The sequence below is a fragment of the Flammeovirga aprica JL-4 genome (assembly GCF_012844305.1).
In the GTDB taxonomy this organism is placed as follows: domain Bacteria; phylum Bacteroidota; class Bacteroidia; order Cytophagales; family Flammeovirgaceae; genus Flammeovirga; species Flammeovirga aprica.
The window spans coordinates 42700-68153 of record NZ_JABANE010000034.1 but is presented as its reverse complement, the minus strand read 5'-3'; the positions used below and the strand labels follow the sequence as shown (position 1 = coordinate 68153).

The following is a 25454-nucleotide window of genomic DNA, read 5'->3' as shown; positions in this document are numbered from 1 at the left end:
TATATAATTAATAAGCTCTTTTTCATATTCCTATTCATTGACCGAACCAAATGTTTTAGTGTAAGTACCTGAGAAGGTTTCAGTGTGTCCTGAAATACCAATTGTCAGGTTATATGAAGTATCTAATTTCCAATCTGTATTCACTGGCATAAATTTACCTGTTGCTGAGATGGATAATGTTGGTTCAACTTTACCGAAATAAGTATCGACCACCACGTCTGCTGATGCTCCCACATTTACAGCGATTAGTTCTGTTTTGAATTTCTGATCATCAAAAGATGTATTGATTTGACCGTCTATATTGAAGCTAAACTTACAGTCAATTGAGTTGCCTAATACCGAAGTAGAATATTCTCCATTGTATTCATAAATCAACTTACCACTCAAACTACCATCTGCTTTCAATAAAACACCTGATGAATTGAATGTTCTTTCATTCGAGAAGTTACCGATGAAGTCTACTTGGTTAAAGATCTTCGCATTCATCTCATTTGTGCTGAATGTAGTCTTCGTTGAGGTGATAGAATAGTCAATATCCTGATTTGCTTTAAAGATAAATCCACTTTTCGCAGGGATATTGATCTTAGCGGCTAATACACCTTCAATGTCATAACTTGGAAGGTTTAATGTCATACTTGCTCTACCGTCAAAAATTGGATTGACTTTAGGAGATTTAATCGTACCATTTAAGTGAAGCATGGCCGTTCTATTTCCCCATGAGTAAACTGCTGGATCTACTGCAAACTCAACGATACCAGCTTGATCTTGTAAACCAAATGAGAAACCTGCAATGTATTTACCATACTGTGGTGTACCAAGTTTATCGCCTTTGGCAAAATCAATATAGTAGTTATATCCAAACTGACCTCCAAGTTTCGAGATAGAAACACCTGTAAAGATTGGAATTGGTGCTCCGACTGTCAATTTATAATATCCGTATACGAACTTGTTATTTTCATTACAGTTATCACAATCACTTGTACCCATATCTACTGCTCCCGAGATGCTCAGTTTCTTAGAGACTGTTGCGTCAAATGTACCTGCAAATTGGTTTTCTTTAAAGGTTGCTTCAAACTTGATCGCCATTAATGATTTATTCAAATCACCAGAAGCTTTACCTACTGAAACAGCACCATCTAATCCCACTTTAAATTTATCAACTTTCACATAAGAATCACCAAGTAATACTTTAGCATTCATGTTCAAGCCTGTTTGAGCAGTGTATGCGGCAGATAAAATATCAAATCTGAAGTTTTTGTAAGATACATTGGCCTTACCTTTTACAGTTTTGACTTTCCCATCTTCTACTACCAAATCTTTCAACGTCAATTCAGAAGACATTCCTTCTGGCTTCACGCCAAAGCTACCTTCAATTTTCTTAAGGTCAAGATTGTCATCTAATGTAAATTCAAATGCAGGATTCTTCACATCAAGCTTACAGAATTTCAAACTCTTTGTTTTAGTACTTAACCCTGCCAATAAGTTTTGCTGATTGTACTCCAAACTCAAAATTACATCTCCATCTAAACCTTGAATACCGCTTACTAATAATTCACCATTACCTGATTTGAATGTAAATTCTTCCGTATTTAGATTATAATCGGCATCTACATCAAATTGATTTAAAGTGGCATTGAAGCTATTCATTGAAACTGACTGAGGTTGTGTAACCGCAAATTTACCGCTCATAATTCCCTGATTAGAGATGCTTCCTGTAAAGATGGCAATCTGTTTCTCCTTCTTAATCATCACAATATTGAAGTCCTTGATTTTACTTAGGTTGAAGTCTTTTAATCCTCCGTCCACTTCAGAATCTAGATCAATACTGATGGTACCGCCTACTCCTTTTTTCAGCATTACAAGATCTTTGTATAAATATTTATCTTCTTTCAATGAAGCATCCAAGACAATTGATCCTGAATAAGTAGGTTTCTCACCTTCAAAATCATAGCTGATGATAATGTCTTTCACCTTGGTCTGAACACCGTAGATTTCAGGGAATTCCTTTTGCAAATCTTTAGCGTCTACCTTCAGGTAAGTGAAACCTTTATTCTTGTCTTTTTTGTATTCTACTTCCGTTTTAAAAGTTAAGTTTTTATCCACTTTCCCCTTCTTCACAAGTAGTGAAACTTCAGCTTCTACTTTTGTGATTTTTGATTTGTTACTCGGTTCTTTTGCAAACTTCACTTTTACAGGACCAAACTTTGCCAATGCATCCACAGAAACTTCACCAATTTCATAGTCACCATTTTCTTTGATAATCACTTTATCAATTGTTGTTGATACTTGATTATCCTGATTGGCTTCTACATCAATTGATGCTGCAAATTCTATGGCTCTATCCTCAAAATTATAAGACCCTGCAGAAAGCGTTACCTTCGCAAAATTAGCATATGATACTGTACCGTCACCTTCAAATTTTCTCAATGAATCTTTATTGTACAAGAACTCTTTGATATTCAGTTTACCTTGTAATTTATTGCCATTGATTTCTTTTGAATAAGACGACTGAAGGTCTTTACCTGAAACCGAAAGCAATTTGAACTCATCAGAGAAAGAGGCCGAAAGCTTTTTCGCTTCCATATTGATACCATAAATATTTAGAGAGTCTAAATCCTTGATCGTACCCGTAATTTTGTTGGAAGTCATTCCCAAGCCTATTTTCATTTGAGTAGAAGTACCTGGAAGGTTTGAAATAACTCCAGCACCTGTAACATTCAATACTTTAAAGCTCTTCTTCTTAAGGTTATAATTGATTTTACCTTTTAAAGAAGTCAATGTCACGTCCAATCCGTTCTCTTTGTACTCTACTTTTTCTGTAGTGACAATGTCTGCTTTCACCATTCCTTTATCAGTAATGGCCGCATTATTAATCTTCGCAAAAACTTTATTGTCTTTCTTAAAGTCGATATTGATTTTCTTTAAACCGACAAGATCAAAACCACCATATAATGCTGATGGATCAGCGGATGTATAAGCAACATTGTATTTGAATGTACCGTCAAGGCCTTTCTTCAAAATGATTGAGCCTTCTCTATAAGATTTATCTTCTGTAAGGTTACCATTGAAAGTCACAGAACCTGAGATATCCATTACCTCATTTTCATTTTTATAAACTAAGTCAAAACCAGTTACCTTACTTTCAATATCGTAAACATCAGGCAGTGGAATATTTTGTTTAGAAGCCATTGCTTTAACATAAATCAACTTTCCATCTTTTTGTTGATATTCAACTTCTGTTGTGACCTTTACACTGTCTTGGTACGTAGAATCTTGAATACTTACGGTTACAATAGCTTGAGCTTTTACCTTTTCAGATAAGTCTTGAAGAGGCTGTAAGAATTCTACTTGTAAAGGACCGTACGTAAATAAGGCTTCTCCTCCTGCTGCTCCAATTGTTATTTCCCCCTCTTCATCAATCATGATACTACGGAAAGACAAATCGACAGAATTATCCTTATCTGTTGTATTGGCCTTTACATCAGCATCAAGCTTTATTGATCTCATAGAAGGAATATACTTTCCATTTGTCAAAGTAAGAGATGCAATATCACCGTAACTTAATGATCCTTTCATTTCTAACTTCGTTAATGAATCTGCCATCATCTCTAGTTCCTCAATGGTGAAATTACCTTCGAAAAGATTTCCTTCAATTGTTTTTTTATAAGTACCTGCGATGTTTTTTCCTTTTAAACCTACATAATCAAAATGTTTGTCAAACTCTGCACTTAAAAGCTTGGTTTCAATTTCAACACCATAGAATTTCAGTTTTTCTAAATTTTTGATAGATGCTGTAATATTTCCATCTTTTAATTCTCCTTTCACATCAAAACTTGTAGGTATACCAGGTATTTTATCTATACCAATCGTTGAACTTAGAGTTTTAAAAGTGATAGTATCTTTCACAGAAATGATAAAGGAAGCATCAAATTCTTTCAAAGACATTTTCAATCCTTTGTAGGTGTAACTTACTGGACGTGGTAATGATAAATCTGCTTCTAGAGAAGCATTGTTTGATAATTTTGCGTCTTTGATAGAAGCTATTACTTCATCACCTTTTATATAATCAACATTTAATGAAGAAAGATTAGCAAAGTCAAAATCACCTTCAAAGTAATCTGAAGTGGTTGTGTAGTTAAAAGTGAAGTCTCCTCCAAAACCTTTCTTCACTACCACTGCTGATAATAATGTTTTATCTGCTGGCAAGTTGGCCGTTAAGTCAACACCACCTGACAATTTCCCTTTATCATCTAACGAAAGATCCAACTTCTTCACTTTTGAGTTGATAAACCCTAAGCTTACATCTTTTCCATTATTGTCAGACCAGCTGATGGAAGCACTTTTTAATTTTTCAGTACTACAATACAACTCATACACTAGGTTCGCTTCTGAAATATCGATAGAGAACTCACCTACATATTCATTTTCAAAAGGCAACTTGAATGTGACATTTTTCAACTCATATTTACAAACATCTTCTGCTTCAGACAATAGTGTTGGATCTTCTGTCAACGCAATGGCAATTGGTCCAAACTTCACTTCATCCCCTTTCTTAATGTCTTTTCCGATATCCAAGTTGGCTACAATGATATCCTCTTCAGTATTATCTTCTGTAGAATCACTTCCATCCTCAGCATTCTCCTCTCCTGCAGCTTCATCACCGTACTTTTCGAATCTAATTTTATAAGCCCAAACCGCCTTTCTTACATTTTCTATAGCTGTTGGCAAATCACTTACGCCTCCACTATCAATGATAGTTGCACCATCATGAATTTCATTATAAATAGCTAATAACGCTTCATCATCCGTTACGTCTTTGTAATCATTCAAGTCGTCAGGCTGTTGAGACTGTCCGTCCAGCATATTGAAGAAACTTAAAATATCCTCACCAAGCGTCATACCTTCTGTCACCAATACAACACGCTTGCTTTTTTCCTCCTCACTTAAAGTAGATTGAATATTCTTTTCAAGCTTCCCAATAGCCGTTAAGCCTTTCTTAAATTCTTCTTTAATGTGTTGTAATGCTTTGTTAATGGCTTGCTTTTTACTTGCTTTTGCATCTGCTTTCGCTTGTTTAGCCAGTTCTACTGATTGTTCAGACGCAGCAATTGCATCTTCATCACCAGACTTCTTAGCTTCTTTCAATACATCTTTTGCTTCATCTAAAGCATCTTTTGTTGAGCTAACTTCGTCTTTTAATCTATTCAACTCCTCCTTGATCTCATCAGGAAGGTTATCAAAAACATTTTCAACAAACTCTGCTGCTTTTTCAGCTTCTGCTAGCACTTGATCTAGTTTATCCAAACCATCCATAATTGCAGCTGCCAAATCTGGATCAATAATATCAGTATCCGAACCCGTTACATAAGCTTCGCCTTCAATCAATTGATAATCCGTATTGATTACTAAATCTTCATATTCTACAGTAAAGAATACTTTATTGAAAGCATTAATACGGATCATACCATTACCCGTATGCTTACCATCTTTGAACTCATCTTCTACAACAGTTACATCAAAATCGCCTGCTGTAAATTTCTCCCCTACATTTAGTGATTCATTTAGAGGGTCGCTATTTTCCCAAGAAATCAAGAATTCACCACCTTCACATTTATAAGTTCTTTCAGGTTGTTCTTCTGTGGAAGCTGAAATAATGTCCGACCATTCGCCATAACGATCACCCGAACAAACTCCTCTTACTTGTAATTCATATGCAGTTCCTGGAGTCAAAGGTTTCACATTTCCTAAATCCGCTAAAAACTCTTTTGTACTCCATGGCAATACTTCTTCCCCTTCTTTGGTTTTTCTTCTATACCTAACCTCCCAGTTATTATGAGAAAAATCTCCAGTCCACTCCACTTCAATACGCGATGGTGTTGTGTTTGCTACAGCAAATTTTTCACAAACTCTACATGCATCACCAAACTGGAAAATTCTAGGCTCACTCCAACCGTCATTTTTTAAAAGACCTAACTCATCTTCATCATAAGCTTGCACTCTCCAAGCATATTTATTTCCGGGCTCAAGTGGTGTATCCATCACTCCCACTTGATAAGCAGGCGTCATTACTCCTTCTTCATCAATGATTGGTCGAGTATTTGAAAAAGCATCACCTGCTGGCTGGTTCTCACGCAAGATTTCAACGACCTGAAAACGATAAGTGACATTTTGAGGTCTATTGGGTGAAGTAAGGTGTCTTGGGTTCCATGAAAAGTTCACAAACTGCGGATCTGAAGCCACTACTTTCTGATTTTCATAAGGCATCAATAACAATGGAGGATCACTCAAAATGATAAAACATTGATACATTGATGTATTTGAAATCTTCCTTCCAGTATAATACTCCAATACTTCCAGAGAGAAAACATAATTACCATCAGGCAATTTCCCACCATTATTTACAATACTTGATGTACTTCCGCTCACTGCTCTAAGATTGTTCAGCTCAAAGTAGCTTCCCAATTCTGTTCCATCAAACATCTCTGCCTGACCTCCAATTAAGTGGATTGGGTCAGGTAGATAAGTAGGTTTGGTTTCTAATATTAAACGCTTTTGCTTATTCTCAATTCTTAGTTTGAATCTGACAGGAATATCCTGCTGACTTATATCTTTCAACCAAATATTAGCCTGCACTTTAGAAGACCCAATCTGTGAATACTCAGACAAGCGTACAGGGTATGGTGCATTGAGCATCAAGGTTGCTTGCACCGGATATCTCTGTGCATTGACACTTTGCAAAGTGACAAATGTCAGAAGTAGGAGTATTAGTTTTTTTATCATTGATATGTTAGTTATTTATAGATAAAAAAGTCCATTATTAGGAATTAGTTTTTTCGTAGTAATGGTTTGTGATGAAACCTTAACAGATCCTACATCACCAATTTCATTTATTTTTATTTGATTCTTATTTTTTATAATTGTTACAGTTCCATCCATTCTAACAATTTCCCAGTAAAAATCTTCATCAAGTTCTATAAATATTTCTGGAACTGCGAAAACATTTTTACTTGCCTCAAATGGAGTTTCATGATCGACTTTCATTCGTTTGTATTCAATTTTAGTACCTGTTGTAGTATTTGTTGATGATAAATCTACATTATAACTTGCTGTACTGATTGAGAAACTTGTTGTCCGACTCTCATTAAAAGTCACACAATACCCCAAGCCATTGCAAAAAAAGGAAACCATACCATTATCACTACAATACGTTTCATTTAGAGAAGCACTTTGAAGATGATAATACTGATAATCAAAATTTAAGCTATTACTACTTTTACTGATACTAGTTGCATTATTATATTTATTAGTTGATGTTTGTACAGTATGTGAATTCAACCTATTAAACTGGGTATTACAATTTTCACCTTTTAGATCAATGTTATACAACAATATATCATTATTTAATGACAAAGTTATTTGGGAAAATAACAGTGTACTTTCTAAAAGAAATAATATTATGATGACTAATGACTTCATTTTGATTGTTTTTAGTTTGATTATGATTTTAGTACTGGTTGATCAGAATCACAATAGTACCATTCAATTATAAAGTTCATGTCTGGAGATGTCGATATATTTCTTTTTATTACTCCATGGTTTTTATTATCAGAGTTATCAATGGTAATATTTAGTGGAACTAATGGTTTATTCCAATCCATATCAGGATAAGTACAATAATCATTACCATCTCTTCTCCCTCTACCTGAAACTGACCTGTACTGAAAAGAAAAAGTATTTGATGTTTTTTCCAATTTTTTAGGAAAGGAATTGATTTCATTATTATGACATGTACTTTTATCTTCTACAATTGCATTATCTACCTCTATAAAAATATAATAAGTCCCTTGCTTCAAAACAGTTTGTCCAAATGCATTTAAATCAATAAAAAACATGATGACCATTAGAGTCAGAATTAGCTTAAGATAGTCTAATTTTGTTTTGAATGAAAGCTTTAATAAGCATGTGTTAAATCTATTTTGTATTTCCATAAGTACTTTTTCTTCTTTTTAATTACCAGATCAGATAGTGTTACTAAAAGTCTATTTATTTAATCCTTCATTATCATATTAAAAGAATTTAAACCATCCAGCTTGATTTTAATATTAAATTAAAATCAAGCTTCAAATGGTTTCTATTAATTCAGAAAAGCTATTTTCTATTTCTCATAAATAAACAACTCTACTCTTCTATTCTCTGCTCTATGTTCATCCGTATCGTTATCAACCATTGGTTCATTATCTGCTTTCGAAGAGGCTTGAATTCTGTGTGGTTCAATTCCTTCTTTTCTCAGGTAATCACGGATTTGTTTTGCTCTCTCCCATGCCACTTTTGCTTTGACTTTTGGAGCTCCCAAATCATCACTATGACCCACAATTCTAATATTGATATGGTCGTTGGATTTTAACAATTTCACAGTGTAATCTAATTGCATCTGAGAGTGTCTGGTCAATGTAGTTTCATTCAATCTATATTGTAAAATATATTTGATTGGCTTCATTTCCCTCCTTGGTTCATCAATGACTTCATCTGTTGACGCAGGAGAAGTATCTAAGTTCTCATCTCTTCCTCCACCTCTGTTGGAATTAAATGAACGGTATTGATCTCTCGGGTTTGTTGCTGTAGATTTATAATAAACAGATCTATTTCTTTTTCTTTTCGCTAATCCTTTTTTCAGTCTGAAAGCAACTTCAAAAGTGGATTGTTCAGGAAATGCACTTGTTGCTTTTGTTTGGAAATAGTTGAAGAAAGCAATCTCATAATGCTTTTGATCAAACTTAAAACCAAGTCCCATCTGACCATGATTAGAATAACTTAATCCAGCTTCCAACCCTCCTGTACTAATTGGGTCTGTAGGGTTTTCGTTGAAGAAATGATACCCTGCCCATATTGTACTTTGAATGGTGTGCCTTTGATCCATATAATCATACATTAAATCAGGTGTGATAGTGAAGTAAGGATTAACCCAAATATGAAAATTGGCCATTGCACTCCAACCAAGGTCCAAGTGATCATTCGATAGGTCTGAACTATTTTTAGGTTGATTCAAGCGGTAGACATTTACACCGAAACGATGCTTTTCTCTGTCATAAAGGTCTAGTGAAGACCATAATAAACTACCGTAAATGCTTGTGTAACTGTTTCTTTCTGTTGAAAGGTTTTCATTGATTTCAGCTCCATCCACTAGTCCATAGATAGGGTGCCATAAACTACCTGTCGTTACCCCTTCAGTATTTAATCGAATAGAAGTCCAAGAAACACCCAATCCCATAGACAGGTCATGGTTTTTTCTTAGTCGAACAGTATAAGCAAAAGAGCCTCCAATTTCCTGCGTTTCGAAACCAAGGGATTCTGTTGGTTTTTCATTTAAATAATAAAGACCGCCACCTCCTTTCAAGGCTTTCGTTTCTTTATCAATCCATGGTAAAGCACCTGTGATAATACTTCTATTTCGATTCACTCCTTGTCCGTAGTTGACGGATTTGTGAAGCAAGGAAAATGAAGCATCAGTATTTAATCCTCCATAAGCAGCAGAATACCTTAATGGGGCATAATCTCTCAATGTTCCGTATCCTGCTGTTTGGGCAAAAATAGTCTGGCTTAAAAGCAGGAGTACAGAAAAGCAAAAAAGTCTGATGATTATATTTAAAGAGTTATTCATTTTCTATTATCGTTTTAGGTTAATCGTTCCATGAGTGGTTCCGTTATACTTGACTTCTGTTCCGTCCTCATAGATTCCAGCAATTTTCCATAAATAGGTACCATTTGGAAGGTCCGCTCCATTTAGTTTGCCGTCCCAACCTTTTTCATTGATATCTTTATAGTTATCAGAATAATAGACTGTCTTTCCAGCGTGGTCCATTACTTTAAGTTCTAGTTCTTTTATACCCTTTCCATACACATGGAAAGTATCGTTTTTACCATCATCATTTGGAGTAAATAAATTTGGCACAAATACCTCATTACCGACAAAGACAGTCATTGATTTTGTATCTACACACCCATTTTCTGTCATCACTTGTACTGTATATGTGGTCGTTACTTTTGGTGAAACTGTAGGTGATGAAATGGATGGAGAATTGATTTCATAATCAGGTGCCCAAAGATAGTATTTTCCTCCTGAAGCTTCTAATGTCACCTCTCCTTTGTACCCAATAGAAACATCTTCACTAATTGTAATTTCAGGTAGTTTATGTACCGTTACTGTGACTGTATCTTGGTATTCTAGACAATCACCAAGTTTAGCTGTCACAATATATTCTGTTGTTTCAGTAGGGAATGCCAGTGGATGAGAAGCGTTTGCATCATCAAGTGTTGCCGCATTATTCCACTCAAATGAATAGTTATGCTCTCCTCCATCTACGATTGGATAACCTCCTATTTCAACACTTTCACCTATACAAATTTCTACATCTGGACCGGCATTTACACTATAAAATTCGTTGACAGTTACTGTGACTGAATCTAATAAAGATACGCACCCTTTGTCGTTTGTAATTTGCAGATAGTAAGTGGTTGTACTTTGCGGTGATGCATTTGGTGTGGCAATACTCGCATCAGACAATCCTTCAGAAGGGAACCAATTGTAAGTCCAATCTGCATTGGATTCGTTTTCTCCAATTTGAACAATATCGGAAGTACAAATCACTTTATCCTCTCCGGCTTTGGCAATTGGTAATTCTAATACTTCAATTTCCGTTGTATCATAACTTACACATCCTTGCCAAGAAGTTACTCTTGCCACAATAGTATGGCTTTCATCAGCAGTAAAAGTATAAGAAGTTCCATCCTCTGCAAATGTATTGTGATTGATATCCAACCATTCCACTTTACTCCAATCTCCTTCTACTTTGATAGTACCCTCTTGGTCAAAACAGATTTCATAAGTTTCTGGAATTTGGAAATCTGGCAACTCAAGCATTTCTACTGTTACTGTATCTTTCCAAACACAACCCACTTCGTTAGTACGTTCTACGTAGATTGTATCTGTTTCATATACACTGTGAGTGTACTCATTACCTTCTTTAATTTCACCTAATAAATGAGATGACCATTTGACGATGTCTGATGAAATTCCAACTTCAAAAGTTGTAGATTCTAAGTAACAAATCTGCTGGGTCTCTCCTAGCTCAAATGTCGGCAATTCTAGTACTTTTACTTCCACTGTATCTCTGTAAATACAGCCATTTGTATTTCCTATTTCTACCCAAATTGTCTCATCATTAAAAACTTCTTGAGTAAAAGAAGTATTATCATCGTTGTCTAGTTTTCCTTCAAACGTTGAATACCAATGGATATAATCTACTGACTCAATTTCTTTGTCAACTTCTATAACTACTTCAGTATTGTAGCAAATGGCCTGATCTACTCCTAAAGAAAACTCAGGAAGCGCTAGCTGTTTTACTTCAACTGTGTCATACCACACACATCTTTCAACATTGAAAGCCTCTACTACATACGTAATCGTTTCTGTCATTTGAGTAGTGATAAACCTTTGATTTTCTACAAATGGACTATTTTCTCCTAACACATACCAATTCACAGAATCTAAAGATGAATCAACCGTTAATTGGTAATTCGATAAATGACAAATCTCTTTTGTTCCTTGTGTTTCGAACACTGGAAGGTCATAAACACCCATCACTAAGGTATCATAAGCGATACAACCATTTTCATTTGTCACTTCCGTAAAAATCGAGTCTTTTACTGTGGCTGTATAAGTGATTGAATTTACGTTAGTGGCAATTTCTCCTCTTTCTTTTGAGAACCATTTTACATTGGACCAAGAGTCATTACCAATAGATAATTCAGCACTTGTGTTGTAACAAATTACTTGATCTTCTCCCATTGTAAAATCAGGTAAAGCAAATGGATTGATGATCAATGAGTCGTAGTCAGTACAGTTATTCTCATTCGTTACTGTCAGCCAAATTGTATCTTGGACTGCAAAAGTATACGCAATAGTTTTATCTGTACCAAGATCTCCATATTGTCCTGAAGTCCATTGGTAAGTTTTCCAATCTCCTCCATCAATTGTTTCCACATCTCCAATACATGCTCTTAATTCTTCGCCAATATTTGGAGTTGGAAGTGGCGCCATTTCAACATAAATAGAATCAACGTTCTGACATCCTTCAGTATTTGTTGCAATTGCCCAAACTGAATCCGTCTCCGTTACTGTCCAATTCAACAAACGAGAAGTTTCCGTTAATTTTCCTTGATTTTTGGAATACCACTCCACTTGTGTATACCCTCCTCCAACATCTAAATCAATAGAAGAACTGTAACATATCAATGTATCATTTCCTAAATCGAACTCAGGGCGCGGATATACTTTTACAACTACCGTATCAATTCCAACACAGCCATTACCATCTGATACGGTGTGTACCACAGTGTCTTGCTCTGTAATTAAAATACTATAGGTATTCTCAGTGCTTACTACTGTTTCATCTGATAACCTTTTCCATTCAACATTCGCCCATGATTGAGTAGCTTCTAATGTTAATGTCTCATATTCACAAATAAATACTTCTTCTGAAAGACCTGGATCAGGCTCATCCCAAATGGTGACTTTAAGAGTATCTGTGTTCACACATCCATTATTGTCAATCACTTTTACCCAAACCGTATCATCAACCGCAAAATCCCATTCAACTTGAGTTACATCTATTGCAGTATGACCAGTGGTTTGCAAAGCACCCCATTCAATCGAAGCCCAATCATTTGTTGTTAGATTGATAGTCAAGAAACCATCTATACACGTGTTCAAGTCATCTCCAATAGATACGGTTGGCAATTCTCTAACTCTAGATTGAATTGTTTTTGAAAGTTCACAACCGTCAGCATTTGTTGCTGTGAATTTGATTTCAATATCTTCCATAGCTGTATAAGCCAATACTTTTTCTTCACCCATTAAGGTATCCGCATTGACATCCCACCATTTGTATGTGGTATGTTCGCCAGCTTCAATGGCAGTTACTTCTTGGAAACATGTGAAATACTCGTCTTCTAATGTAATGACAGGAAGTTCAAGCATTTCAATTTCTAAGGTATCATAAGACCAGCAACCATTTTCATTTTCAACTGCAAGGTATAAATCATCTGTTTGTGCTACCGTCCATTCCAGTGTCATTTCCGAACCGATGATTGTACCATCACTTTTTCTTTTCCATTGAATAGTTTTCCAATCATCAGTAGTAAAAGTAATGGTCTCATCTTTACAAACTTGTAAGTCTTCTCCTAAATCAATCGTAGGCAGGTCCCATGCTTTTAATGTAATAATATCTGTTCCAACACAGCCATTCGCATCCGTTACTGTTACTTGCACTCTTTCTTCAACACTAGAAATGTAGGTATAAGTATCACTCTCCACAGGATCTGAACCATCATCTAAATTTTGCCAAACAACCTTTGCCCATGAATCAGAAAGTGAAATTGTATTTTCTTCTCCTTTACAGATAAAAACTTCCGTTGGTGCTTGAGGATCAACTTCTGCATAAGGTGTTATTGTAATGTCTTGAGTAGATGTACAGCCGTCTTCGTTTTCAACAGTTAATGTGACTACTTCCTCTTTTTCAAGTAAAAGAGTGAAAGAAGTATCTGTTGTTTCCAATGGAATGCCATCTTTAGAAGTCCAAATTACCTTTGCGTAAGGTTGATCTAATGTATAAGTATATTTTTCATTGATACAACTATTGGCTGTTTCAGGCATTGTAATTTCTGGAAGTGCAAGTGTATTGATTTGAACAGTATCTTTCATCACACAACCGTATGTTAGTTTTGATACTTCTACCACTATTGAAAGTGCTTCCTCTACTTTATAATTTAAAGTAAACCCAGACCCTAACACCTCTCCAGTACTCATATTTTTCCAAGTGACCACTTCATTTCCTGTCCCTGCAGAAAATGTCACCGTTTCCTCTAAACAAATCTCAAGATCTTCACCCAAATCAGGTTTATCACAAATGGTAAATGAACCTTCAGTAGAGAAACCACTACCCTTGTAATCTGATCCAATAGATTGAATTGAATAATAATATTTCCCTTCCGCTAAGGAATCAATCGTCAACTGTTCAAAGAATGTTTTGCCGTAAGAAAATAGCTTTCTAGTTCCATCTGGTTCAGCATCTGCACTTACTACATCTCCCGCACCTGATGAAGTTCCAATCTTAAGGTCATACGCAATAGCATCGGCAACATCATTCCAAAAAATCTTCACTGTATTGACTTGTACAACTGGCGTCAGTGGTGTCGGTACTTGGGGAGCAGTAACAGCACTTGTGAAATCATTTTGATATAAAAATATTTCAGTACCAAAAGCAGTTGTACCTGACAGTAAAATATCTAGCTTTTCATTGTTGTTCCAATCAAGAACGGTAAGGTCACCTGAAGTAATTTCTTTAAATGAAATAGTAGAATTGGTAAAAGAGGTTCCGGCATTATTATAATACAACTGCGTAATACGGCTGTAAGATCGATCATAACCGTTTAAGAAAACATCAATGTAGCCGTCTCTGTTAAAATCACCTACTTCTAATCCTCCTGTTGCAATATTATCTAAGCCCCAGTTTACTTGTTGCCAAATACCAGAGTTGTTAATGTAAGTATAAGTGGATGGTTGATTTGATGCATTCAAACCTGTCATCACTAAATCAGAATAGCCATCATTATTAAAATCAGCAACTTTTAATTTTGTCTGGTTTAATGCAGGGAAAGATATTGCTTGTGCTTCGTATTCCCCTTTACCTAAGTTATGGTAAAGCTTTGTTTCTCTATTTCCATAAGGGTTATCGCCAGAAAACAAGATATCTACTCTACCATCATTATTGGCATCAAAAGCGATAGTTTCTGCGTTTTGATACCCTAGAATATCCACATCAAGTTCAACAAAGCTACTGCTTCTATAAACGAAATATCTTGTCTGGATTTCTCCACTACTATTCTTCCCCGAAATCAATAAACCATTTTCTCCTTCAGCTCTAAAATCACCTGAAATAATAGAGGCATTTTCTAACTGAGGAATACCTGAATTTATATTAGTCCATGAACCATTACCATTATTGATATAAACATCAATTCGTGCAGAATTCGTATTAATGTCTTTACCTGCAACAAACAAGTCCATTCTACCATCTTTGTTAAGATCTCCGATAGAGATTTTTGGAGATGAAACAGGTTCTAACCCATTACTCCAGTCCAACCATTCACCCCCGCTAATGTACTTGGCTCCAATAACCCAAGTTGATGAGGAATTGATACCAGCGTAAATGACATCATTTTTCTCTTGGTTCCCATTTAAATCAGCACTGATATAAGTACTGTTATTTAAAGCCTCTAACCCCTCTACCGTTACTTCTGAAAAGTTCTGGGCATTTACTTGAAATGTAATAAGCAACAGCAGAAGATTGCTGATTAAAAGTTTGCTATTCATGTTAATTCTATTCTAGTTTCCGATCATTACTTTTAAAACTTTCACCCCTTTCAGAGTGTGCAATTTCAACAAGTACATACCGGTTGGAAGTTTTTCGTTTGAATATTTAATTTCATAATGATCACTGTTTTTCAAAGACTGATCCCAAAGTTTCAATCCGTTCATTTGATGCAGTGATACATAGGCATTCATTTGTTCTGACAAACCAATATAAATGCTGAAGGTTCCTTTAGAAGGGTTTGGAGTAACTTCAAATATTCTAATTTCCTCTTTTTCATTAGAAACATTATCACCAATAATTCCAAAACGACCTCCTGCAAAAACGCCTACATTTACAGTCTGTACTTTTTCCGCCACACAACCTGCTAGTACAGAACGTTGACGGATTGTATATTCACCAGCTTGGGTAAACCTGATTTCATAGGTATAATCTGTTGAGTCTACCACTTCAATTTGTGGTTCAATAGTCCATGAAATATCATCAGGAACAGGCTGAGTAAGATCTACGATAACATAAGTATCAAATTTCTCTTGAGCTGAGTGATCAATCAAGAATTGAGGAATTAAAAGGTCATCACGGTGTACAACCTCAAAATCATATGTAGTTTCACAGCCCTCTGTTGTTGTAAGATGTAATGTATAATTACCCGCTTCAGTGATAATTAAAGTTCTATTGAAATCATCTAAACCTCTATCTGAAGTCCATCTTACATCTTTCCATTGACTACCCGCATCGATAGTGTAGAATGCTCCTTCGCAAATTTCAATAAAGTCAGTAAGATTATGGATGTCGACAACAATTGGATCTGGATCCACGATTTCCTGTGAAAGTGTGATAGAACAGCCATTTTTATCTGTAACTACTACTGTATAACTACCGCTTGCCAAGTTTTCAATACTTTCAGTTGTCATTCCATTGTTCCACTCATATGTGTATGGTGCAGTTCCACCTGAAATACTTAATGCAATCGAAGCATCACCGCCTTCAACACAAGTTGGGTTTATAACTTGAGCTATTTCGCCTTCTAAAGCTGAAGGTGTTGTTACGGTATATGTTTTCGATTCCTCACATCCTTTATCAATATCACTGATGTACACAGTATATTTTCCGGCACTCAATCCATCTACAAAATTACCGATTCGTCCATTATCCCAGACATAAGATAAGTTGTTGGTACCACCTGAAGCATGAACAGTAATTGAGCCATCTTCACTTCCGAAACAAGAAGTTTCTACAATTTTCACACTATCTACTTGTATAGAAGCTGGATCATTTAATCTGAAAGAAATAAAGTTAGATCTACATGCATTTTTATCTGTCAATTGAAGGTCATATAAACCTTGACCATAACCTTCCACTTTGAAAGTTGAATCAGTAAGTGACTCAATAAATACGGCATTCGTTGAACTTAGAATGTAATCTTTTGTACCGCCTGTTGCTTTCAAGACTACACTTCCATCAAATGCACCAACACAAGATGGATCTGTCAGTTCGATAATCTCTCCAACAATTGGATCAGGTGCATTAATTTGTACTTCTACTCTTTCGAATGTACATCCGTTTCGGTCAGTAACATCTACAAAGTATGTTCCTTTTGATACATTCTGAAGTGATGTTCCTCTTTGATTATTGTTCCACTTGATGGTATAAGGAAGTGTACCTCCTTGCACAAAAATTTCAGCACTACCATCAGATAACTCATCACAAGAAGCATCTGTTTTTGAAATCACAGTAACTTGAAGTGGATCCGGTTGTTCTACCAAAGAAATAACTGTATCCTTAACGCAAGCATTTCTATCAGTGATGATCACTCTATAATCTCCTACAGTTATATTATTCAACTTATTCGTGAAATTATTGAAACCTTCCCATTCAATTTGATATGGAGCTTCACCCCCTTGAATTCTGATTTCAATACTACCATCTGCGTTTCCATTACACTTTGGAGATACTAAATCAATCTTAGCAATACTCAACGTATCTAATTCTTCAATTGTGAATGTTCCATCTGCACTACAATTCAAACTTGAGTTATTATCAGTCACCTTCAGTGAATAAGTACCCACTCCTACATTTTCAAGTAGAGAAGCATTTCCGACTGTTTGCCCTGCTTGATTTGTCCACAGATAAGTGAAATCTCCGCTACCACCTATTGTGTTCACTGAAATTCTACCATCTGTTCCATCTAAACATTTCGGTTGATTTGTATAATCTAATTCAAGTTTCAAAGGATCTGGATCTTCTAACTTAATGGATGTGTTTACCGTACAACCTGTATTAGAAATCACTTCTAAAATATATTCTCCAGAACTCAACCCTTCAAACAAAATTTTGTAACCTGAAGTACTCACCACATTGTCTAAGCTGTCTTTTAGAATTAATGTGTTGATAAATGATGCATCTTTATTGATTCCAGCAATTTCAAATGTACCATCACTAGCTCCAAAACATGTAGGGTTTGATTTCTCAAGGATCAACTTGATTGGATCATCAGCTTCCAATGTGACAATATTTGTTTCAAATGTACATCCTCTTTGATCCTTCACAATCACAACATGATTACCAGAAGCAAGTGCTGTATTTGTATCCTTGCCTTCTACGAAACCAGTGTTATCCCAGTTAAACTCATAAGGCGCTAATCCTCCACTTACAATTACTTGCATCTCACCATCATTCACTTCTTTACAAGTTGAATTTTGGATTGGTAATAATACTGCCTTAAGTGTTTCTCTATCTTGAATATTTATTCTTAGGGTGTTACTAGAACATCCGTATTGATCATAAGCGGTTACATGATACACACCACTAAAGAGATCTGAAATTGATTCGCTCTTCTCATCAAACTCAAAATTCCCTTTTTTCCATTCATAAGAATAACTATTTCCTCCACCAGAAGCGATGACTTCAATACTACCTGTTCCTAAACCACAGTTGGATGAATCTGTTGCAACTAATGCCAAAATAACTGCACTTCTTTCTCCAATAGAGATTTGAATAGTAGTATCACATTGAGTATCGTTATGTGTAATTAAGGCTTCATAATCACCTGCTAATACATTTTCAAGAAGTTTTCCTTTTTGAGAAGTACCTAACCACTCAATCAAATAATCGTCTTCAGCATAACTTGTCAGTTCATAACTTCCTATCTCTTTGCCACATGATGCTGGTGTTACATTACCCGCTACTTTTCCAAATACATGCCCCACTTTCTCATCTTCAATCTTAATGGTGATGTATGACTCACAGCTTGCATCTCTTAGTTCAAAATTGTATTCTTCATCTACTTTCAAACCTCCTAAACGGAAAGTTCCTGTAGTTGTATTTTGATCTAAAACAGTAATTCCTTCATAAGGCACAAAACTAAACGGACTTTTCCCTGAAGTCGCTTTTATTACCACCTCACCAGTAGGTTGATTACAATAAGGTAATTCTCTCAATGCAATATCTTCTTCAAAAGCGGCCGCATTAATGGCATTCAATTGAACAGTCAGTTCCTCTTGACATCCTCTTTGATCCGTAAAAATCACTTTATGAACACCTTTACCTAAATCACTTCTTGTTGCTGATGTTAGGTTATCCTCAACCCATAAAATGGTGAAATCATTAATATTAAGAGGATTATCAGCTAAATCTTTGACCAAAAGATTTACCTCTCCATCTTCAGCATCACAGTTTGGAGATGCTACAACCTCATAATCTGCATAATAATCTTTTGTCTCTTGATCAATGTTAAACTCAATGACTTCAGATTCACAACTCGTAGTAAGGTCTGTCACTTTAATAGAATGCTGACCAGCTTCTAAATTAGAAATTGTAAATGTCAAAGTATTCACATTCTGATAGAATTCACCATCCAAAATTACTTCTACATTATTTGAGATATTTTGAAGTTCAATGTCAACAGATCCTGTATTTAATGAGCAATAATCCTTATCTGCAGGTGTTGCATTTAATACAATATCATTTGCATCAAAAGTTAAGTTTCCTGTTACTTCATCACTACAATCACCATCTACTAAAATAAATGAATAATCTCCTCCCCACGATAAGTTCTCAATATTAAACGTTCCTTCCGCATCAAATTCTATCTCTCTTTCATCTGAAAAACCATCACTAACACTAAGTGTATAAGGTGCTACTCCTCCAGTAATATTTACAATTGCTTTTGCTGTATTACTTCCAGAACAACGAACTGCCAAAGTATTATCTGCTTGAACATTTAACAGTAATTCATCAGGAATATTGATAGAGAAATAAGTAAACTCACTTGTTTGAAGACAAGATACATCAGCACCTTTTGTGGCCTTAACATAATAATCTCCAGCTTCAAGACTTTCAAATGCACCCAATGTATTAGAAGTCGACTCTACGTAGTTGCCTCCCTCTAACTTGTATAAAATATAGTTTATATCTCCCTGTACCAGGTTACCATCTAATCGTGCACTAACAGCTATACTTCCTAAATCATTCCAGCAAGTAATTTGATTTTCTAAATCAATCGTCTTCAGCACAAAATTACCCAATGTATAACTGTCAGAATAGTAAGTATCACAATCGTTATGATAACGCAAGCCAATCCTATAAGTACCAGCACCTAAATTTGAAAATGTTTCAACGGCATTGTTTGATCCATCGACCTTATCTTCGTCATTCCAGCTTCCTCCAACTTCTTTTTGTAATATAAAAGTCATTGGTACTGTTGTAGAGGCTATTCCTGATTTAAGTGAATATAATCCACATCCTTGCTCAGAAGGAATGATATTCTCAATAAATGAGGCTGTAATTTCAGGTAATGAAGTGATTGGAATTGTTGGTCCAAAATCTTTCCAGCCACAACTGCCTCCCTCATTATATTGGAAGCTATAACTACCATTTTCAAGACCATTAAAGGCCAGAAGGTTATCCATACCTGCTGATACAGTTTTAACATCAGTAGCATCAAATTCAGTTCTATTTCTTACCCATCTTACCTGGAAAGTATTGGCCAAAACATTTTTCACATTCAATAAAATTTCCCCATCAGCACTTGCTTCACAAGATGTCTTTTTTGAACTAAGGGATAATGAAGAGTAAAGATGCTTTTGCTGTAAGAATTGAGTACCATATAAATCATCCGAATTACTATTAGGCTCATCTATTCCTAATTCTGAATATTTCTCATTTTCAAAATTGATATATCTCTCAACATGAGTACAACCCAATGCATCTTCAATATATATTTTGTAGTACTTACCACCTAATAGGTTATTGATTGAGAAATCGACAGAAGATGTATTCTCTAACCCAGTGCTTGTTCCTACAGAAATGGCATCAAGGTATTCTTCATCATGATAAACAACCCCTTCAGATCCATCATCTTGTTGCCAAATTCTCAAGGTATATGGTGCATAACCTCCTTCAACAGACAAATCAAATGATCCATTATTGATCCCTTTACAAGAAGGTATATTCACATCAGAAAGCGTTAATTCAACTGGTACTGGCTCTTTCACTTCAACAACTGCATCGGTAATTGTACCTGTACTCGTAGTCTGACTATTTTTATTTATATAGGTCAAACTTATAGTATCAATTGGACGATAAAATTGGCATTTGTCAAAAATCACCTTCACTTCATAGTTGCCTTGGGGTAAATTATTAAAGACAAACTCATCAGAAGCATTTTTAGTAGTTTCTTGTAAAGGTGTATCACTTCCTTGAACAAATAATCCTACCTGATAACTTTCGCCAGTTCCACCAATTAAATGTGAAACCACGAGACTTCCGTCTTCTCCTTCTTTACATGAAGTCCAATTGGAAACAATATCGGCCTCTATTGGAGGATAATCCGATAAGAAATAAGGGAAAGTTGTAGGTTTATCAACTGTATTATCATTTTCTACAGCAGTTACAATATTTTGAATTTCTGTTTGATTATTATTTCGAATAGTTGCATCATAGATTGAGTTACTATACTCAGGAGTCAAAGTGATGTCACTACAAGGACAATTATATCTATCTTCAACTTTTATTTGTAAAGTTGAACTTATATGATTCCCATCATCAGCCAATCTAAATTGACTTACTGTATCTGAATAGATAGGGTAAGTAGTATGCTGAGTGAAAACATTATAATATCTTTTGTCAGCATTCTGAAGGAAAATTCCACCATTTACGGACAGGTTTAGAATACCATTCGTTGTTTCATCTCCCGTCACAGGAGTACCAGTAATACAAGTTGGTAACTCTGGGGCATTGAACTTAATTGCTAATGCTTCAGGTGCTTGTAAATCATAGGCTACAGACTTATCATCATGTTCCACATCCGATGCATCGACATCCTTTGAGAAGGCCTCATAAGTAATTGTTATTTCACCAGCTGGAAGAGCATTATGAATCTTTGTTTCTGAAATGTATTTTCCTTCAGTGGCATTGTATGAAGCAGAATAAGTAGTAGAAATCGAGTTTCCTTTACCATCTTCATAGGATAATTTATAAAAGATATTATTATCTACTGGAACATAATAAGGAATACCTCCACTAATCTCTACTTGAACTTCACCGGTATATGCTTTTGCACCAAAGTTACATTGAACATGCAATTGTTCTGTATTCTCAGAATCATCTATAGTAACAAACGAAGTGTTATCTGATGCATTAAAATCAAGTGCTTTTACAGTAATTGCTAAAGGTGGTGGTTCATTTAGAGTCACAACTTCAGAGACAACGACATCACCTGTTGTATTGTCAGTATCAGGAAAAGAAGTACTAAAATCTGTCACCGTTGCTATACTACTTCCAAATGTGTAGTATTTGTCCTTCACAACAATTTTATAATCACCTGCACTTAAGTCTGTAAAAGAGTGGCTTCCTCTAAAATCATCGACATTTTTGGACGCAATTAATTGATAGGAATTACCAGAATAATCATACTTATAGATTAATGCAGAATAATCTGGTATACCGTCACTGACATTGATTGTGATAACACCATCCGATTGATTATTACCAGAAACTTGATATTCAGTAAGTCCCCCTTTATTTTCAGCAGAAGTTGTAATAGTTAATGCATCAGGTGCTTCAACTGTATATTGGGTATTGGTATTACTAGGGATTACAGTACAAATACTTTGATCACTAAATGTTCCAACTTTATAAGTCCCTGCCTCTAATGTCTCAAACTGATAAGCATTCCCTGAAATTGTTGTAGAGGATTTCACTTCATTATCTGAATCATTTATCAAGTTAAAAGAATAATTACCTACACCTCCTGCAATATTAACATAGAACGTACCGTCTGTACCTCCATTTCTTGAGACGTGATAATATTGATCCGCATCCGCATCATCCTTATACCAGAAAAGATCAGAAGCGCTCTGATTTGTGGTAGATGGCTCTTTTTCGAAGGTGATGCTGATTGATTCTGGTTCAGTAACACTTATCTCAGATGCATTAACTTTATAACCTTTGTAAACAGAATTATCATATAATATAGGATCTTCAAGAACCCATAAATTATAGTCATCAGCACCAATACCATCTATGGATAAAAGTAACTCATCACTATCCAGTGGATTAGAAGAAATCGTAAAAGGGTATTCTATTGATGCGTCTACTACAATAGTACCGCCATTATCTTTAAGTCCATAATTACTTAATGAAGGTGAAGCTGTGGTACTTGGAAGTAGAGCAAATCTCATCTCATCGATATCAACTCCAGTTTCATCTCTTCTGCCCTTATTATCAATAGTAAAGCTTAGTTTAATATCTTCATCATTATTACATCTCAAATGAAATGCTTCCGAGTTTCTAGAAACATCAGAAGAACCATTCCAAATGGAATAATCAGTAGCTTTTAACGCAATTGCTTCTTGATTTTGTATAGCAGGTTGTACCCTTATTTCTAAATATCCAACACCTGAAGGTGGTGAATTTAATATGGAGTTATTTATGTTGTTACCTGTTGCGTTATACCAAAATGCTTTAGCGTTATCCGCATTATCTAAAATGTATACACTGTAACTCTTTTCAAGCTTTAGATTCGTTAATGAATAATTGCCACTATTATGAGTAAAACCAAACTGTTCAAATGTACTTCCTCCTGTGTTATATACCCCGATAACCTCATAAGACCCACTTCCACCTGCTGGTGTTATGGACAATGTACTTTTATGAGCAATAGCACCTTCAGTACCTTCAGGATAATGGTACAATCTGTCATTGGGGTTTGTTAAAGATAAAGTACCAGATAAAGGAAATTGAATAGGTATAATAGAAATTCCGGCCTGGCTTCCCACTCTTTTTAACGCACTATTATTAGTTTCTACTTCAAGTGTATAATCACCAGGTGCTACATTAGTGATTAAACCATTACTGTTAAATGTTGTCCAATCAGAAGTTGAGTTCAATCTGTAATTAAAGTTACCTGTGAAACCCGTTCTAATAGTTCCGTCATTTGCATTATAGAAAGTTTCATCTGTTTTACCTAAATATAAAACTCTCATCTGATCAGGAGTAATTACAACAGTATTTACATCTTCTTCTGTTTGCGTGTCATCATCTATCTCATCCCCATTCAAGTCATCTTCAGACCCTCCAGGTAAAGTAAATAAAGCATTATCTCTTGAAGTAAATACAAGTGCATCATCTGATGCATCATAAACATTGAGGATATAATTATAATTTCCTAAAGTCTCAATTGTATGTTCTCCTTGAATATTTGCTTCTCCACCTGTTGTGATTTGACTTGAAGATACTTCTTCATTCGGATCAGGATTTTCTAATGAAATGATGTACTTATATTCTTTATTGGTTTTAAAGAAACTGGCTTTTGTAGTTACATCATAACTATTGTATAGGTTCAATAGATCTTCCTCACTTGTTATGGAAGCTTCTACTGAAGGAGGTGAAACCACAATAGATGGAGGATCAGGATTGATCAAAATAAAAGTAAAAGGAGATGAATATAAAGGAGCTCCACTTGCATTTAATCCTTCACTTTCGATTGTTTCTGTTTTCTCAACATATTCATCGAAACCATCAGGTAGAGTATAAGTAAACGTCTTTGGTACAGAAGTAATATCTTCATTAACTTCAGAAAAATAACCACCTACTACATTAAAGACTATATCTTTTGAGCCTCCAAATTGAGACGCTTGAAAAACTTTATTTCCTCCCTGATCCTCTATAGTGGTAGTGGTTGAATACTCAACACTAAATGGTTGAAATTCAAAAGCTGGGAAAGTTACACTTTGGGGAGTAGAACAACTATTTCCTCTGATGTACTTGCCCATTGTAGTAAACTGACTACCTTCAAAAATTTGAAGATAAACAGTATTACCATCTGTAGTTTGATTAGAATAATAGATGTTTATATAGTGGTGAGTTGCGTCGTCAGAATGGGTAAAACTATAATTAGTTCCATCAATGGTTGATGAACTAGGGTTGGATTGAATAAAGTTCAGGTTAAAAGCAACATCTCCTGCATTTTCTTCATCTTCAGTAAACGTTAAGTTTTTGGGCAAATCAGTATAAGCTACAATATTTATTGAGTCTTCAAATTTTCCTTTTTGAATCTTTAAACTGACCATAGAACCCTTTGTTCTTGATACAATACCTGCTCCATCAATAAATTCATCAGTAATAAAAGAAGGGTACATTTTAAAAACAGCGGAAGGTTGACTTATAAAATTTCCCTTTTGAACTGTAAGTTGTAGTTCTTTACCAAAATAACCATCTAATAAGTCTTTTGTAAATACATATGTTTCACTTCCAGAACCAAGACTAATTCCCGTTGAATGAAATTGATTATCTGTTCCCTTATACTTTAAAGTCCAAACATAATTATTTGTTCCAGAGACAATTTGACCTAATATTTGAGGTGCAGCGAACTTAACATTATCACTTTCACAATAGTCAGTAGATCCTGTTGTGTTATTTACAGCAGTAATCGACATTGGTATTTCAACAGCTACTTTATCTAAGCTATAACCACTGTTTATTACTAATAATAGAAAAATACTATTTAATAAAAATTTTTTCATT

6 protein-coding genes are annotated in these 25454 nt (G+C 35.1%); all 6 read right to left on the bottom strand.

Annotated features, from left to right (window positions below; all coding sequences use genetic code 11):
• Positions 1 to 30: 30 nt before the first annotated feature.
• Positions 31 to 6780: a fibronectin type III domain-containing protein gene (locus tag HHU12_RS14035; RefSeq protein ID WP_169657377.1), complete on the bottom strand. Its 6750-nt coding sequence runs from the start codon at positions 6778 to 6780 to the stop codon at positions 31 to 33.
• Positions 6781 to 6795: 15 nt separating this feature from the next.
• Positions 6796 to 7476, bottom strand: coding sequence for a hypothetical protein (locus HHU12_RS14030; protein ID WP_169657376.1), 681 nt, complete (start codon positions 7474 to 7476; stop codon positions 6796 to 6798).
• Positions 7477 to 7496: 20 nt separating this feature from the next.
• Positions 7497 to 7892 carry a hypothetical protein gene (locus HHU12_RS14025; protein ID WP_169657375.1) on the bottom strand — a complete coding sequence of 132 codons (396 nt, stop codon included), beginning with the start codon at positions 7890 to 7892 and terminating at the stop codon, positions 7497 to 7499.
• A 263-nt stretch (positions 7893 to 8155) separates the two neighbouring features.
• The gene (locus tag HHU12_RS14020; RefSeq protein ID WP_169657374.1) at positions 8156 to 9658 is read right to left on the bottom strand and encodes an OmpA family protein; all 1503 of its coding nucleotides are present in this window, start codon (positions 9656 to 9658) and stop codon (positions 8156 to 8158) included.
• A 6-nt stretch (positions 9659 to 9664) separates the two neighbouring features.
• Positions 9665 to 15430 carry an Ig-like domain-containing protein gene (locus HHU12_RS14015; protein ID WP_169657373.1) on the bottom strand — a complete coding sequence of 1922 codons (5766 nt, stop codon included), beginning with the start codon at positions 15428 to 15430 and terminating at the stop codon, positions 9665 to 9667.
• Between the two features lie 12 nt (positions 15431 to 15442).
• Complete coding sequence (locus HHU12_RS14010; RefSeq protein WP_169657372.1) at positions 15443 to 25453, bottom strand: T9SS type A sorting domain-containing protein; 10011 nt, start codon at positions 25451 to 25453, stop codon at positions 15443 to 15445.
• Position 25454: the final 1 nt, after the last annotated feature.